12 protein-coding genes are annotated in these 15,940 nt (G+C 47.0%); 5 read left to right on the forward strand and 7 right to left on the reverse strand.

The annotated features are described in order from the left end of the window. Window positions 1-98: 98 nt before the first annotated feature. A complete protein-coding gene (locus JNUCC31_RS06040; protein ID WP_192269508.1) occupies window positions 99-1,484 on the reverse strand; it encodes a PTS sugar transporter subunit IIC in 1,386 nt (461 codons plus the stop codon). A 237-nt stretch (window positions 1,485-1,721) separates the two neighbouring features. After that, a complete protein-coding gene (hcp, locus tag JNUCC31_RS06045) occupies window positions 1,722-3,014 on the reverse strand; it encodes a hydroxylamine reductase (RefSeq protein ID WP_192269513.1) in 1,293 nt (430 codons plus the stop codon). 311 nt (window positions 3,015-3,325) lie between these two features. Here hcp and JNUCC31_RS06050 point away from each other — a divergent pair, with 311 nt between their 5' ends. Next, complete coding sequence (locus JNUCC31_RS06050) at window positions 3,326-5,977, forward strand: cation-translocating P-type ATPase (protein ID WP_192269517.1); 2,652 nt, start codon at window positions 3,326-3,328, stop codon at window positions 5,975-5,977. A gap of 212 nt (window positions 5,978-6,189) precedes the next feature. Next, window positions 6,190-7,515, forward strand: a complete 1,326-nt coding sequence (locus JNUCC31_RS06055; RefSeq protein WP_228469690.1) for an MFS transporter — start codon at window positions 6,190-6,192, stop codon at window positions 7,513-7,515. Between the two features lie 129 nt (window positions 7,516-7,644). Here JNUCC31_RS06055 and JNUCC31_RS06060 read toward each other — a convergent pair whose 3' ends face one another. The 3 genes from JNUCC31_RS06060 to JNUCC31_RS06070 all read right to left on the reverse strand — a co-directional run bounded on the left by JNUCC31_RS06060 (window position 7,645) and on the right by JNUCC31_RS06070 (window position 10,664). Beyond that, window positions 7,645-8,100, reverse strand: coding sequence for an SMI1/KNR4 family protein (locus tag JNUCC31_RS06060; protein ID WP_192272799.1), 456 nt, complete (start codon window positions 8,098-8,100; stop codon window positions 7,645-7,647). A gap of 41 nt (window positions 8,101-8,141) precedes the next feature. Then, complete coding sequence (locus JNUCC31_RS06065; protein ID WP_192269523.1) at window positions 8,142-8,798, reverse strand: DUF2625 family protein; 657 nt, start codon at window positions 8,796-8,798, stop codon at window positions 8,142-8,144. A gap of 72 nt (window positions 8,799-8,870) precedes the next feature. After that, the gene (locus JNUCC31_RS06070) at window positions 8,871-10,664 is read right to left on the reverse strand and encodes an SgrR family transcriptional regulator (RefSeq protein ID WP_192269526.1); all 1,794 of its coding nucleotides are present in this window, start codon (window positions 10,662-10,664) and stop codon (window positions 8,871-8,873) included. A gap of 110 nt (window positions 10,665-10,774) precedes the next feature. Here JNUCC31_RS06070 and JNUCC31_RS06075 point away from each other — a divergent pair, with 110 nt between their 5' ends. After that, the gene (locus JNUCC31_RS06075; protein WP_192269529.1) at window positions 10,775-12,010 is read left to right on the forward strand and encodes an MFS transporter; all 1,236 of its coding nucleotides are present in this window, start codon (window positions 10,775-10,777) and stop codon (window positions 12,008-12,010) included. 203 nt (window positions 12,011-12,213) lie between these two features. Then, window positions 12,214-13,707 (forward strand): right-handed parallel beta-helix repeat-containing protein, encoded by a 1,494-nt coding sequence (locus JNUCC31_RS06080; protein WP_192269532.1) that lies wholly within the window; start codon window positions 12,214-12,216, stop codon window positions 13,705-13,707. Between the two features lie 23 nt (window positions 13,708-13,730). Here the strand turns inward: JNUCC31_RS06080 and JNUCC31_RS06085 are convergent, their stop codons facing one another. Beyond that, window positions 13,731-14,285: a TetR/AcrR family transcriptional regulator C-terminal domain-containing protein gene (locus JNUCC31_RS06085; protein WP_192269535.1), complete on the reverse strand. Its 555-nt coding sequence runs from the start codon at window positions 14,283-14,285 to the stop codon at window positions 13,731-13,733. Window positions 14,286-14,445: 160 nt separating this feature from the next. Here JNUCC31_RS06085 and JNUCC31_RS06090 point away from each other — a divergent pair, with 160 nt between their 5' ends. Next, window positions 14,446-14,940 (forward strand): nuclear transport factor 2 family protein, encoded by a 495-nt coding sequence (locus JNUCC31_RS06090; protein WP_192269538.1) that lies wholly within the window; start codon window positions 14,446-14,448, stop codon window positions 14,938-14,940. A gap of 127 nt (window positions 14,941-15,067) precedes the next feature. Here the strand turns inward: JNUCC31_RS06090 and JNUCC31_RS06095 are convergent, their stop codons facing one another. Further along, the gene (locus JNUCC31_RS06095) at window positions 15,068-15,901 is read right to left on the reverse strand and encodes a methyl-accepting chemotaxis protein (protein ID WP_192269541.1); all 834 of its coding nucleotides are present in this window, start codon (window positions 15,899-15,901) and stop codon (window positions 15,068-15,070) included. Between the last annotated feature and the right edge of the window lie 39 nt (window positions 15,902-15,940).

Genomic DNA, 15,940 nt, shown 5'->3' on the forward strand with positions numbered 1-15,940 from the left:
AAGATCGGGACTATGGAAAGCAAAAAAAGAAGCAAGCTCATCACACACGGATGATCGGCTTGCTTCATCTCATTGACTGTTTTGTTCCTCAGCAGGACTTACACACTTTTGTGGTTGGCTGTTCTTCCCGCCATCCAGTATGCAAGTGCACCTGATCCACCAAAGGCAATACATACACCAATACAAGTATGCAACATATTGAAAGTTCCCTCTTCTATGTAGAATGGAATGTCCAACAGGCTGACGGAACCGCCTATAACCAATGCCTTGACAGACAGGAGACCAAAATACAGGCCTCCAACCATACCACCCAGCATGGCTGCATAAAAAAACGCTCTCCTTCTCATGTTGACTGCAAACATTGCAGGCTCTGTCACTCCAAATAATGCCGTTCCGCTTGCCCAGAATGCCAGTTTCCTGAATTCCGACTGCTCGCTTCGCAGACCTGCAGCGAGTGCGGCACCCGCCTGAGCAACAAAGGCAGCAAGCATAGCCGGAAGCACAATGGTGAAGCCATTCGTCATAAGCTCATTAATCAGGATGGGGAACAGCCAGTAATGTAATCCCGTGATCATAAGTAGCGACATAATCGCTCCCAGCAGCATGATCAAGACGACTGGAGCATGATTCAGCAGCGATTCAATGACGCCAGACAGGTGCTCGTCAACCCAAGTACCCACTGGGCCAAGTGCCAGCAGTACAATTGGAACAACAATCATTAATATTAACGCCGGAGCAAGGATTCCTTTCAGCGCTGAGGGGCTGATTCGCTCAACCCGCTTTTCCAGCCAAGATGCCGCGCCTATGGTTACAATTATCCACAGGGGGGCTGAAAAAAAGAGCGTCTGTGATCCGAGGGGTACACCCATAAAATGTACTTCTTCTCCACTGGAGATGACAGTGGTCATTTGTGGATATAACATCAGTCCGCCAATGGCGGTGGCCACATACAGATTGCTTTTTAAGCGATAAGCCGTGCTGATGGCGATCAGGATGGGCAGTAGATAAAATGCACTGTCACCGATGGAATTCCAGATCATCCAGGTCTGACTGCCGATCAACGAAGCATCTTCCGTGCTGAGCGAGTTAATCACTGTAATCATACCGAGTATGATTTTGAGTATTGCTGCTCCCAGAAGGACTGGCATCAACGGCCTGAATACATCGGAAATAAAATACAGGGCGGAGTATGTCTTTTTACCTTTAATGGTTGTTTCCTGCATCGAATTACGGTTCTGTTGCTCCACACCCATACCAAGTAACGTATTGTAAATATAGGCGTCTTCGTCTCTAAACTTCACGCAATACTTGCCATCGGTGATGCTAATATCCGTGTCCAGATCCGGCGCCGTCGGAACGGACAGATCCATGCGTGTATAGTCGTGCAATGTCAGCGTTGTTATACTCATGTCACGCTGCACATAACCAATATTGTCCTTTCCACCTGCGAGCTTTAATCGTTGTTCGATGAATCTGTCTTTCATATGTACCTTCTCCTTATGCTGCGGTAAACCCGAGTTTTGTGATGTGCCCTTATCTATATAGCCATTTCCATGAAAAAACTTCAATAGGATAAAAAAACGAATTCTCCTTATATTTCTTGATTTTTGCGCAAGGTATAATGACCTAGTAAAAGAAAAAAGCAAAGAGCCTACTGCTGATGTAGGCTCTCTTTCATCTTATTTTGTGAATCATGTGCCCCGCACTCCAATGTGCCTATCTTACGACAACGCCAGCATGGCGTTCATATCTTCCTCTGCCGTTGTGATCAGCTTCAGGCCGAACATATCCACGAGTACATCCAGCACACCAGCCGATATAAACTCCGGCGGTTTTGGTCCAATACGAATGTCCTGAATGCCGAGACTAAACAAGCCGAGCAGGATGGCAACTGCTTTTTGCTCAAACCAGGACAGGACAATGCTGACCGGCAATTCGTTCACCGTACAGCCAAAAGCATCCGCTAAGGCCATTGCAATTTTCACCGTGGAACCGGAGTTGTTGCATTGCCCCAGATCGATATAACGCGGAATGCCCGTATCCCCAACTGTACCGTAATCCACATCATTGAAGCGGAATTTGCCGCAGGATGTGGTCAGAATTACCGTATCATTCGGCAACGATGTAGCCAACTCACGATAGTAATTGCCGCCTTTGCCCGGTGCATCGCAGCCTGCAATAACGAAGAAACGACGGATATGTCTATCCTTTACCGCCTGAATAATCTCGGGGGCAAGTCCGATCACCGTCTCATGATGGTATCCGGTGGTTAACACTTGCTCGGACTGGATATCAGCCGCAGGCAATGATAACGCACGTTCAATCAGGGGGGAGAAGTCATCATCCATAATCTTGGCAACCCCCTCCAAACCAGCCACTTCGTACGAGAAAAAGCGATCTGCATACGTTCCCTTAATCGGCATGACACAGTTGGTCGTTGCAAGAATGGCACCTGGAAACTGCTCGAACAGTCTGCGTTGATCGTACCAGGCTTTACCGATATTGCCTTTCAAATGAGCATATTTCTTCAGGGCCGGATATCCATGGGCGGGTAACATTTCCGAATGAGTATAAACGTTGATGCCCTTTCCTTCCGTTTGGCGTAACAGTTCTTCCAGTGCATAGAGATTATGTCCTGTTACCACAATGCACTGTCCTTCGATCCGGTTCTGGCTAACCGTTATCGGCTGAGGAATACCAAAACGGTCTGTATGCGCACGATCCAGTACATCCATAATACGAATCGCTGCATTCCCTACTTTCATAGCCATATCCAGATGTTCCTGCACATTAAAATTGGAATTGGTTAACGTCATATACAAAGCCTCATGTGTAATGCGATCGACCTCAGGATCGTGATAGCCGAGCTGCCGCGCATGTGTTGCATAGGCAGCGATTCCTTTTAGCGCAAAAATCATCGTATCCTGCAAGCTGGCGATCGTTTCATTTTTGCCGCATACGCCAACCACGGTACACCCGCCGCTAGGCGTCTGTTCACACTGGTAACAAAACATATGATTTCCCTCCTATTTGGATTAAACGATGCTCGTTATCAAATAGCGTAGCAGACCCATAAGTGACCAAGTGTGATGACGCACACAGTTTTCAATATCCTTTCAATATCTATTTCCATTCCTAAAAAGTGCAACCCACAGAAGATACAACTCGTAATCATAGCAAACGAATGAGATTCACCAGACACGGAGATTCTACCTATGAAGTTCATCAAAATGATGAAAATCCACTGATTCTTATACGTCTGCAAGGTTATATACACAAAGAAATCTAATATCCGAAATCTATTATCCAAGGAGCTGTTCAACCATTGCAACATTACAGACACAGTGCAGAGGAAACACTTCAGGACGTACAGAGTTCCAATAACGGACTCACAACCTCCGAAGCTGAGAAGAGACTGGAGACAGAAGGATATAACGAGTTAAAAGGAAAAGCGGCAACACCCATCTGGAAGCTGTTTCTTGAAAATTTTAAAGATCCCATGGTCATCGTGCTGCTTATCGCAGCCGCTGTTCAAATTGTGCTTGGGCACCTGATTGAATCGCTAATCATTATTCTCGTCATACTGTTAAATGCGGTAATCAGTGTTGTACAGACCAAAAAGGCCGAAAGTTCTCTGGATGCACTCCGGCAAATGTCTGCTCCTGAAGCTAAAGTCATTCGAGACGGACAGAAAAAAACAATTCCCGCGCGGGAACTCGTTCCCGGCGATATCGTCCTGCTGGACGCTGGTGATTATGTCCCGGCAGATGGCCGCATTTTGGAATCAGGCAGCTTGCGAATCAACGAGGGCATGCTGACAGGAGAATCCGAAGCAGCAGAGAAACACGCAGATGCCATCCCGGAAGAAGCTCCAATCGGGGATCGCCGCAATATGGCATTCAGTGGATCACTGGTGGTGTATGGTCGGGGTACGCTCGTCATTACGGGTACAGCGCTGAAAACGGAAATCGGCAAGATTGCCGAATTGATTGAAAATGCAGAAGCGAAGGAAACCCCGCTGCAACGGAAATTGGAATCGTTTAGTAAGAAGCTGGGCTTTTTCATTCTGGGCTTGTCCATTCTCATTTTTGCCATCGAAGCAGGACGAGTCTGGTTAACCGAAGGAACGGAAAATATTGGCCCATCCATCGTCAATGCGTTGATGTTCGCTGTGGCCGTCGCTGTCGCCGCCATCCCTGAAGCCCTTTCCTCCATAGTGACGATTGTATTGTCCCTGGGAACGAATAAAATGGCCAAGCAGCACGCCATCATCAGACGTCTTCCTGCCGTGGAAGCCTTGGGTTCTGCCAGCATTATCTGTACCGACAAAACAGGAACGCTTACTCAAAACAAGATGACTGTGGTTGACTATTATATTCCCCAGGGCACCAAAGACAAATTCCCGGATGATCCCAAACAGTGGTCTGAAGAGGAGCGCCGATTGTTACATATTGCAGTACTCTGCAATGATTCGAATATTAACCAGGAAGGCAAGGAACTCGGTGATCCCACCGAGGTGGCGCTCATTGCCTTCAGTAACCGGGTGAACAAGGATTACAATGAAATTCGTGACCAGTTTCCGCGTGAAGCCGAGCTTCCTTTTGACTCGGATCGGAAATTGATGAGTACCGTGCATACATTTGAAGGACAGACGGCTTTGCTGACCAAAGGTGGCCCGGATGTCCTGTTCAGTCGCTGCAGTCATGTGTTTATGAACGGAGAAGTTCAGCCATTGACACCTGAGATTCGCACGCAGTTTGAAGAAAAGAACGAAGCGTTCTCCAAACGTGCCTTCCGTGTGCTGGCTTACGCCTACAAAAAATTTGATGACAAAAATCAGGTCACGCTAGAGGACGAACATGATCTGACACTCGTTGGTCTGACAGCCATGATTGATCCACCGCGTGAAGCGGTATATGGTTCCATCGAAGAATCCAAGAAGGCGGGCATTCGCACGATCATGATCACCGGCGATCATAAAACAACAGCCCAGGCCATCGGTATTGATATCGGGCTTGCCGGCCCGGATGATCTGGCTCTTACCGGAGCAGAGCTGGACAAACTGTCGGATGAAGAGCTCGATCAGCAGCTCGAACATATCTCGGTGTATGCACGCGTCTCTCCTGAAAATAAAATCCGCATTGTGCGCGCATGGCAGCGCAAAGGTAAAGTTGCAGCCATGACCGGTGATGGTGTCAACGACGCCCCTGCACTGAAACAGGCCGATATCGGTGTAGCGATGGGCAGCGGGACAGATGTCGCAAAAGATGCGGCAGCCATGATTTTGACGGATGATAACTTTGTATCCATTGTGAATGCCGTCAGTGTGGGGCGCATGGTGTTTGATAATATCAAAAAAGCCATTGCTTACCTGTTTGCAGGAAATCTGGGTGCGATTATTGCCATATTATTTGCACTTGTGGTCGGTTGGGTGAACCCCTTTACAGCCCTGCAGCTGCTCTTCATCAATCTGGTGAATGACTCCCTGCCTGCCATTGCACTGGGTACCGAAAAAGCTGAACCGGATGTCATGCGGCGCAAACCGCGGGATATTAACGAAGGCATCTTTGCCGGCGGAACGTTGCAGGCTGTTATCACACGTGGTGTTCTAATCGGGGTGGCTGTCATCGTGTCCCAATATATTGGACTTGGGATCTCGGAAGAAATGAGTGTGGCGATGGCCTTTACGACCCTGATTCTGGCACGGAGTCTGCAAACATTTGCAGCGCGCTCCAATACACAGACAATATTCCAGGTGGGATTCACCACCAATAAATATGTTCTTGGCTCCATCCTGGTTTGTCTCTGCCTATATGGAATCACACTGATCCCTGGGGTTCGCAGCATCTTCGCCATCCCTTCTGCGTTTGGCTGGAACGAATTTCTCATCGCAGGAGGACTCGCTCTCGCCGCGGTCATTCTGATGGACATCATCAAATGGATTCGCAATCGTGGCAAACAAACCAGTGCAGCTTAACAGTAACAGGCGTTCCTAATCAATAAAGGGCGCCTGTTTTTGATTACATCAATTTTCCATCCTGCCGCCAGCATGTGCTAGAATCCAGACAAATCCGTATGACATTATTGCCATATATAAAGATTAGGCGTAAAATGGTTTATTGATTTTGGGTGCCTGTTGACCCCATTGAATTTATAGACAGGAATGGTTATGTGAAAGATAAAATTGTAATGCCTCTCTGGACGTGCTGCCTGTTCATCGTTGTGATGAACACCACCATGTTTAACGTCTCTTTACCCGTTATTATTCACGATCTTCAGATTACATCTGACCTGGGGTCCTGGGTCATTTCTAGCTACTCCATTGGTTATGCCTTGTCGACGGTGATTTACAGTCGATTGTCTGACCGTATTCCGGTGCGCAAGCTGCTGACGGTGGGCCTGCTGATTCTGGGTCTATCTTCATTGCTCGGATTATTTGCACACCGTTTTGCCATCCTGCTGATGACACGCATTCTGCAATCTGCGGGTGCAGGAGTTATGGCCGGTTTGGGGCTTGTTATCGCGAGCCGTTACATCCCGGTGGAGCGACGTGGAGCTGCTATCGCATTAATCTCGTCAGGCAGTGCCATGGCGTTTGGGCTTGGCCCCATTGTGGGTGGACTCATTAGTGAGTACTGGGGCTGGAATGGACTTTTTGCCATAACGGTGCTTGTCCTGCTTGCACTACCAGTACTGCTCTATTTTCTACCACGTGAAACGGCCAAGCCGGAGAATCCTTTTGATATGATCGGTGCAGCATTAACCGTCATTAATGCAACCACCCTGTTGGTTGCCATCACCCAGCAATCATGGCTGTGGTTGGCCATTGGTGTCATTTCACTTGTTGTGCACATCGTTTATATTCGCAAGGCGAGCCTTCCCTTTGTAAATCCACATGTATTCCGAACACCAGGATTTACCCGGCTAATGACCATCGGTTTCTGTGTTCTGGTCGTAAATCTGGGCAATCTGTTCCTGATGCCGCTAGTACTTGCTGATCTGTTTGGACGCTCGTCACTCGCTATTGGTTTGCTGATTGCTCCTGGAGCCATCGTCTCGGCATTCTGTACCCGTTTTGTAGGTCGCTGGATCGACCGTTACGGCAATATGCGTTTTCTGATGATCGGGCACATTTTACTTGCCGCAGTGCTTGCTCTGTTTATGCTGGGACTGAATCAGTCTGCTCTAATTATCACCGGAGGTTATCTCTTCTTCTCCCCGGCTCTCTCCGCCTCGATCGCTTCGCTGAATAACGAGGCATCTCGGGTGCTGCCCAAAGCGCACATCGGTTCCGGCATGGGCTTGTTACAGTTGATCCAGTTTTTTGGCGGTTCGGTATCCGTAGCTGTCTGCGGGTTGCTGCTTCACGGCATTCCGGGCGTTCCGGTAGAGGATGCCTATCATGTTGTATATGGATGCCTATTCTTGGTCTGTCTGGTCTCGTTAGTGATCGTGATCTGGCATAACAAAGCTGCACAATCGACTTCCACGGTTACGATGACCGGGACTAGATAGGTTGCAAGATAGGTTGCTAGTTAGAATGCATGTTATGTTGTTCCAATAGTCGCTTATTCATCTGTTTGAAGTGAAAGGCCCGCGCATGGCGCGAGCCTTTTGTTGTTCACTTCGTTGTTCGAACGTGAATCATTCTGTTTGATCACTCGATCTGGCTTTCAAACAAGCTATGAATGCATTGAAATTGGCAGCGATCTCTCGTACATTTTCCTCCAGCAGTTGCTGGGCTTCCTCCGGCGTCTCCGATTCACTCTCGGCATCTTCGCGCACCATCGCTTCTTCATGAACCATAACCAGGACAGCAGGAGATTCCGAGTTCTTTCGGTAATCCAGTAAATAGTTGTTGCCGCTGCTGACACTCCAAGCAAATGGAATGATTCGGCGTGGATCGGGATTCACATTGTCTACCAGATTGATGTTATTCACAATGAACTGCTCATCGAGTGCAGAGAAACGAATCTCCCAATCGATGACCTCTCCATTTTCAATCACATCAAATGCTTGACCATCGGCCTCCCGTTGAAACTCCACATATTCGTGCGGAAACACAATGCCGTAATGATTCTGAATGTTATCGATTTGCATATTATTCACGCGCTCCCTCCGTACAGTCCTGTCATAGCCCATCATTTCCCAGCCAATGCTGCCTTCCAGGCTTCCTCCACCGCTACAGGAGCTTTGCTGCTGCTCTCTCCGCCGCCCTCCTCCGTCCACAGCGGTGGAAAATACGCAAATACTTGTCCTGTCTGAAGCTGTCCCATGTCATTCTGCCAGCCTTTCCAGCGAAAGGTCTGATAATACTGCTCCAGATCACCATTGGCCAACCAGTTGATGAAGCCCGAATAAGCCAGTTCTGTCGATTCCCATTCCAGTGTATCGGGGGCAAAATAGTATACATGTCCTGTACGGCCATACTTGCCCATATCCATTCCGAAAAATCCACCCGCCGCATCGTAGGCGACAATCATCATGCCTTCCAGTGCTGGTACACTAGGTTTGTCAGCCACACCATTCCAACCGGTCAGACTCCCGAATATATTGGCACCGCCCGATCCAAGCAATGTAATCCAGCCATCATCCAGCAGGATGCCCGCTGTCTCATAGGCTACGGCTCCCAAATAGGATTTGGTGCTGATCTGAAGACGATAGAGCGCATCCTCTCCGGCCTCTCGCTGTGCAGGAACATAAGTGTATTTATTTTGTCCTTGGTCCAGCAGTTCCTTGAGTTCCTCCCAGGCGTGATTCTCCCGATCCACTAATTCATTTGCAGATAATGTATGCATGATTACTCGCCCCTCTCGAATTACTTTAAATTAAAACCCCGTAGTTGACCCAAAAGTTCATGCCCTTTCCTTTTATGTTTCAAGCTTCAACCAGATATGTTTGTAATCAATTTTCCCCCATGCATTCAAGGCAATGCCTTCAAACATCGGATGATGCTGGGCTCGCTGAAGGCTGTGATAGAGAAACATGACATTCGATGAACTTTTAAGCTTTTCCTGAATACCCAAAAGCAGCTTCATTCGCTCACTTGAGCTTGGTTCTCCCATGCATACCTTTAACTTGCCATCCACATATGCGGTCATTTCCGAACTGAAGTGATTGCGCAGGAAACTAAAAGGGGATTGATACAGCTCGAGCAGGGTCAGGTCTGCCTGCTCTCCAAGCACTTCACCAGCCATGACCAGATCGGCTTGTGCCAATACTTTGGGGTCAGCCAGGTGCTCAATCGGGAGCTTCACCACATTAAGTTGAACCCCTATTTCCTTGCATCGCCGACTAATCCATGCGGCTGTTTTTTCATTCTCCAACCATTCATACGTGTACAGGTTTAAAGGCTCCCCGCCATAATCGGATGCCTGAATCAGTCTTTTTGGTTCATCCAGATCAGAACTAGCTGCGTAATCCTTCTGCGCTGCACTGAGCACAAACCCCTCCGATGCACACTGCCTGAGACCACCCAGTTCCTTGATCATTCGTTCCCGGTCCAATCCCAGATGAATCGCCCGACGAAATTGGATATCCTGCTGAATCCCTGCTTTGTTCAGATTAAACGTCAGATATGTGCTGCCATTCTCCAACTGGCTGAGAGAAGGTTCTTTCGCTGACTCTTGGCTCGCATTCGAATACAACAACTGCATATCCCTGCCTGTCCTATTTGCGCCAGGCTGTCCTTCATAGTCCGGCCACACCCACATCTCAATCCGATCCAGATGAGGACGACCTTCAAAATAATGATCATTCGCTTCCAGAACAAGCAGGGATTCATTATTTTTGATCATGCGGAAAGGGCCTGTGCCAATCGGAAGTGCTGAGAAACATTTGGCTCTGTCGGGACCTCCCAAATCTTCAGGCACGATCGAACAGCGATCTGTACAGAGAAAAGCAGGGAATACCGCATTGGGCTGGGCAAAATAAAAATCAATACAATATCTCCCCTGCATCTGTACATCTGTGATTAAAGATAACATCCACTCCGAGGATGTGCTTCCTGCCATACGCGCAAATGTAAATCTCACATCCCGTGCAGTCATTTCCTGACCGTGGTGGAACCGCACCCCCTTACGTAAATAAAATCGCCAGCGGGATGAGGATTCGTCCCATTCCCAATGATGGGCTAGTCCAGGAAGAATACGTTTTTCCTCCGGGTCGAAGATGAGAAGCGTATCAAAGATCTGCCTAACCCAATGAGATTCCGTCCGCCGCTGAACCCACGCCGGGTCCAGCTGAGGAACTGGCCGGTAAAAGGGGAAACGCAGCACCTCCCGTTCCTCCCCATCGGTGCGCAAGATGCCCAGCTGTAGCTCCAGCCAATCGGCAAAGTCATTTTTCATTCGCTGCGTACCGGAAGATTCAATTAAACGCCATGCTTCATTCAAATGTTCCTTCTCCACAAGCTGCCTCGCTTTGGCAGCAAGCAGATCCGATATCGATATCTGAAAAGACATCCGGGATACATTCCCCCGTCCACGGCCGGGTATCCATTTCAAACAACCGGATTCCATCAATTTGTTCAGTACAAGCTGTGCATTGCGCCGCGAACAATCCAGCAGTTCAGTGACCTGCTCCATCGTGACTTCAATCATTTCCTGCTCAGGCACGGCCTCAAAATGAGTGCGCAAGATCAGATAATGCTCTTCTGCGTCCATCTCACCCTCCTAAAAGGCGAAGTCAAATTCGTTAATGCTTCGCTTTTTCTTCCTCTTTTGCAAAAGTATAATTTACACCATTACCACGAGTAAAGAGGAGATCGCTATTTATGTCAGAAATCAACGTACACGCCACACCTGTCACCACGTCCGTCCCATCGGTATGGAGAAACCCAAGCTTCATCATTCTGTTTGCTGCCAGCGGCATCATCGCTCTGGGCAACCAAATCTATGAATTGGCCCTACCTCTGATCTTATATGAACTCACAAAGTCTCCTGTAACGATGTCCACCATGCGTGGCATTGAATTTCTGCCCAACCTGTTTCTCGCCATGTTCATCGGTGTACTGATGGACAGGGTTCATAAGAAATGGTGGTCTATTGGCTCCATTGTATTACAGGTTATCTTACTGTTAACGGTGTTTCTATTTTTCCAATATGGTCTACCCTCCGTTCATCTGCTCTATGGATGTGGCTTTATGCTAATGACACTGAGTTATGCTTTTCGCAATGCGTCAGCAGGCATGATCAAACAATCTGTACCCACCCCAATGTTAACGTCCGCCAACGCGGCTCTTGGATTCACCACAACGTTAATTTCAATTATGGGTGCAACACTGTCCGGGTTATTGTTGATGTTATCCAATCTGTATACAGGTCTACTGATTACGGCTATTTTACTTGCGGTATCGTGTATCATTTTGCTACCTCTGCGCTCCACACCTGTTCCGAGGCAAACATCTGCTCAGAGCTTCTGGCTCGACTTCATGGAAGGCTGGGTAGAGTTGCGTCGCAACCATATGCTGCTGCTCATTAGCATCACCGTTATCTTCATCAATGCAACGGCCGGAATGGTTGATGCCACGGTCATCTTTTATGCCAAAGACACACTGCAGCTGCACAATCTGGAACTCGGACTTGTATTATCCGCTGCTGGCGTTGGCGGTCTGATTGGAAGTTTGGTAGTAAACTCACTTCGCCGCAAATATTCTGCCGGAGTGCTTATCGTTGTGACCACACTGCTAGAAGGCTTCGCCTTCCTCTTACTCTTTTGGTTTCACTCTTCTTACGGTCTCGCAGTGGGTCTCTTTCTGTCTGGCATGTTCCAAACGGTGAGCACAATCTGCATCTGGACATTCCGTCAGGAGTCCACACCACATCACATGATTGGCCGGATCAGTGGGATTACCGGTTCTCTTTTCAAGCTCGGCATGCCCTTGGCTATTTGGGGCAGCGGCTGGATTTCCGAGCTGTCCAATCCTGCGGCAGTCTTCGGGATTGCGGCTTTATGTAATGTCATTATTTTTATATGTTGCCGTTACAGTGCACTCTGGGATCGAAAATAAATGATACACCCCAAGGAAATATGTACAATAAACAAACAGGTGATGCGTATCGAACTCACCACCTGTTTTGCTGTGTTTTGCCTATTTAGGATAGTCCACTCAAGCGCTCATCCCTGATTTTCCAAGAGCATATCATGCCCTATTCTCCCATTCAAATCTGCTATAATCGAAATTCAACGCTACTTATAAGGGGAGGAAACACTTTGCTTCGTACAGTCACACAATACGTTCTGGCCCTGATTCTAATGCTTCTCGCAACAGGTTGTCAGGATGAGGGCTCTTCCATGCCTTCACCAGAATCCGTTCATACACCCGCCACCAAAGAAATTTATTACATAGCACCCGATGGAAACGACCAGAATACAGGAACCATTCAAGAACCCTGGAAAACGTTGCAGCATGCTGCCGACCATGCCAATCCGGGCAGTACCGTTTATTTACGGGAAGGGGTATATCATCAAAAGGTGAAAATAACCCGAAGCGGCAATGCCTCCGGCAATCCCACCCTGTTCTCCAGTTATCCACAGGAGAAGGTCATCATTGATGGCGAAGGTCTGTCTGCAAACGGCATAGAGGGTTTGATTGAAGTCGAACATGCCAGCTATATCACGATTCAAAATCTGGAAATTCGCAACTTTAAAACCACACATCGAGGACAAGTGCCTACTGGCATTTATGTTCACGGGGCAGGAGAGCACATTCAAATACTCGGTAACATCGTCCATTCCATTGCAAATGATGCCAAGCCTTCAGGACCGGATTTACAGGGTAGAGATGCCCACGGAATTGCGATTTATGGTACGGAGCATCCCCAATCATTGCAAGACATCATTATCAAGGATAATGAACTGTATGATCTCGTGCTCGGTTCAAGTGAGTCACTCGCAGTCAACGGGAATGTGGATACGTTTTCCATACTGGACAATACAATCCATGATACCGACAACATCGGCATTGATCTAATTGGTTATGAAGGGACTTCCGAGGATGATACATATGATCAGGCTAGAAATGGGGTCATCCGAGGAAACGAAGTATACGATATTTCTTCCAATCACAATCCCTCCTATGGCACCGAGCTTCCCAATGACAGCAACTCGGCTGGAGGCATCTACGTTGACGGTGGCAAAGATCATATCATTGATCACAATCGGGTATATCGCAACGATATCGGAATCGAGATCGCTTCAGAGCATGCCGGACGTTCTACGAGCCACATTACGTTGCAGGATAATCTGATTTTTCAGAACAGACTGACTGGCATCGCTGTAGGAGGCTATGATGAGGAACGCGGCTCCACTGAGGACAGTACGATCATGTACAATACGTTAGTCCAGAACGACACTCTGGGTGCGGGCAATGGGCAGTTATTCATACAAGCCCGGACGAAAAACAATTCGTTCAAGCGGAACATTGTCGTATCCGGCGAATCCGACGTGCTGATCTATAATGAATACACCAGCAATACAGGGAATGTGTTTGATGAAAATGTATACTACTCCCCTGAACCGCAAGATGAAGCGTTATGGGTCTGGAAAAACAGGGAGTATGCTGGCTTCACCTCCTACATCGAGGGATCAGGAAATGATGCTCATTCATTATATGTGAACCCGAAATTTATGGATGAGGCCAACGAAGACTTCACTCTCCAGCCCAATTCACCTGCAAAGGGAAATGGGTATATGAGTCCTGAGTAACCGAATAGTTCAGTGAAGTGATTCTACGATTCGTTGTCAAAATAGGTTCTAATAGGCTGAGGCATGGCGGAAAAAATTAATTCTCCCAATTCGGTGGGAGATTCCTTCATGCCGTTTTCAAGCCAATCCTTGGTAACATTGACTCCTCCGTAGGCATTGAACTGGATCGCAAAAGCAATATCCTGTGGTAATGAGGCAAGACCCATTTTCTTCTGAATATGCTTGGTGTGACACTCGACCGTATATTGAAAAATAATATTATAAAATGATAATTGTGTATCATCGTCAAACACTTTTTTGAAATAGAGATAATCCTCCTTGATAAACGCTACAATCCTTCCGGCTACTCGTCCCCAAGGCTCCTTCTCCATATATTGATTGATGATTTTATCCGCTTTGTCACTATAGATCCAGGCGATCAGGTCGTACTTACTGGAAAAATGATAATAGAACATCTGTCTGCTTACTTGACAATGATCCGTGATGTTCGTAACGGTGATGGATTGAATCGGATTCCGTTTGGCCAAATTAATCAAGGATTCAGCCAGAAGTTCTTTGGGCGTGATTCTTCTAAGCATATGTATCTTCCTCCCGAGATTCTAACGCTGCCATGAAGAGCTTGGCTGTATTCTTTACATATCGACGTATTTGTCCAGTTTTTTTACACTCTATCGAAACAGTCTATTATTATTTAAGACTCTTTAATTTATACTTTGATGTGAAAGGGGAGTGGAATATATGGATTCCAAAACAATCAAAAATGTAATCGTTAATGCTTCAATGGACACCGCAAACGAAGATGCCCGCAAAAATATGGATGTCATTATAGAGTTTTTCTCGCTATATCTGGGAGATACAGACCAATTTTACTCCCTGTGGGTTGAGGACAATCCGGCAGTTATCACGCCATTCACCACAGAGGATGTGGCTGTTCTGCACAATTCTGTGCAGGAAGGCTGGGATGCAGTAAAAAGCTTCTTTAACCCGATTTTCCATGACATGAAAGGTACGTTTGACTGGACTATTGATGAGTTCATGGTCGGTGAAAATCCGAATACGATCATTACCAAAACCCGGAGCAACATTGATATTACTGCCAACGGCCCATGGGGTAAGGATAAAAAAATCAGGTATAACGGCATTTACGTGCAAATCTTCAAATTCGAACATAACAAGATCAAATCGTTTGAAGAATACTATGATACCGCTTTGCTAAATAAACAGTATTCCTAACAAAGATTTAAAATGGATATGCTTCATTTTGGTAAAACTCTAAGCAAGCAAAAAATAACGCTCAGCCACAATTGTGGTTGAGCGTTTTTTTGGCTTCAGGCTTGGTCTGAAGGCTTAACGATGCATTTTAATATTCGGCGTCGTCGGTTATTTTTTCGACCAGTTGCCGCAAGCCATGATTGGTTTCGTTCAATTGATCAATCACATTCATAAATTCTGTGACCAATTTGGCCTGCTCTTGTGAAGAAACTGAAATCTGGGCAATCTCCTGCTCCATGTTCAACACGGATTTTTTGACAGCGTCAAGAGATTGCTCAATTCGTCCCGTAGCTTCCTTGGTCCCTGTGGACATTTTACGGATCTCCGTGGCAACAACCCCAAACCCTGCCCCCGCCTCACCGACTCGTGCTGCCTCAATTGCGGCATTCAAGCCAAGCAGATTGGTCTGCTCTGAGATTTCTTTTATGTAGCTTACCACTTCATTCACATTACTGGAATCTTCGACCGCACGTTTCGTATTGCTCAAAATTTCTTCCGAAGTTGCACTCAATTCTTCCGAATGAGCAGCTACATGCTGGATTCCCTCAATCAGTCTGCCTGTAACTTCACCTGCCTGATTCATCAGCTTTTTCAATTGATCCTGGGTATCCATACTGTATGTAATGCATAGAACTGCTTCTATCTCATTCTGTTCATTCTTAATCGGATGGAAATAGGAATCCGAAGCGATACCAAAAAGCTCAGCTGGATAATGTTCCCTTGTCTTGGATTCATTTTTTAACATTTTAAAGTCTCTGTGTATATCTGCAATTGGGTCTCCTGCCTTGTAATCATACTTCAAGGCTTTGCCCGATTCGAAAAACAGGAACTTTTCCCGGTCCATGACCGAGATGGAAACATCCTGACGTGTAGCTTCGCGGATAAATGGCATTGCAGCCAAAACAGCCTCAATTTGATTCATAATGATATACTCACTTCCTCTAATAAAGATAATAGTTCT

Origin of the sequence: Paenibacillus sp. JNUCC-31 (assembly GCF_014844075.1) — a bacterium.
Lineage (GTDB): Bacteria > Bacillota > Bacilli > Paenibacillales > Paenibacillaceae > Paenibacillus.

What these genes read in the sequence shown, in the direction of transcription:
- JNUCC31_RS06070 (WP_192269526.1), bottom strand. Translation starts at nt 10,664, where the DNA reads ATGGACGCAGAAGAGCATTATCTGATCTTGCGCACTCATTTTGAGGCC.
- JNUCC31_RS06085 (WP_192269535.1), bottom strand. Translation starts at nt 14,285, where the DNA reads ATGCTTAGAAGAATCACGCCCAAAGAACTTCTGGCTGAATCCTTGATT.
- JNUCC31_RS06060 (WP_192272799.1), bottom strand. Translation starts at nt 8,100, where the DNA reads ATGCAAATCGATAACATTCAGAATCATTACGGCATTGTGTTTCCGCAC.
- JNUCC31_RS06065 (WP_192269523.1), bottom strand. Translation starts at nt 8,798, where the DNA reads ATGCATACATTATCTGCAAATGAATTAGTGGATCGGGAGAATCACGCC.
- JNUCC31_RS06090 (WP_192269538.1), top strand. Translation starts at nt 14,446, where the DNA reads ATGGATTCCAAAACAATCAAAAATGTAATCGTTAATGCTTCAATGGAC.
- JNUCC31_RS06095 (WP_192269541.1), bottom strand. Translation starts at nt 15,901, where the DNA reads ATGAATCAAATTGAGGCTGTTTTGGCTGCAATGCCATTTATCCGCGAA.
- JNUCC31_RS06075 (WP_192269529.1), top strand. Translation starts at nt 10,775, where the DNA reads ATGTCAGAAATCAACGTACACGCCACACCTGTCACCACGTCCGTCCCA.
- hcp (WP_192269513.1), bottom strand. Translation starts at nt 3,014, where the DNA reads ATGTTTTGTTACCAGTGTGAACAGACGCCTAGCGGCGGGTGTACCGTG.
- JNUCC31_RS06040 (WP_192269508.1), bottom strand. Translation starts at nt 1,484, where the DNA reads ATGAAAGACAGATTCATCGAACAACGATTAAAGCTCGCAGGTGGAAAG.
- JNUCC31_RS06055 (WP_228469690.1), top strand. Translation starts at nt 6,190, where the DNA reads ATGCCTCTCTGGACGTGCTGCCTGTTCATCGTTGTGATGAACACCACC.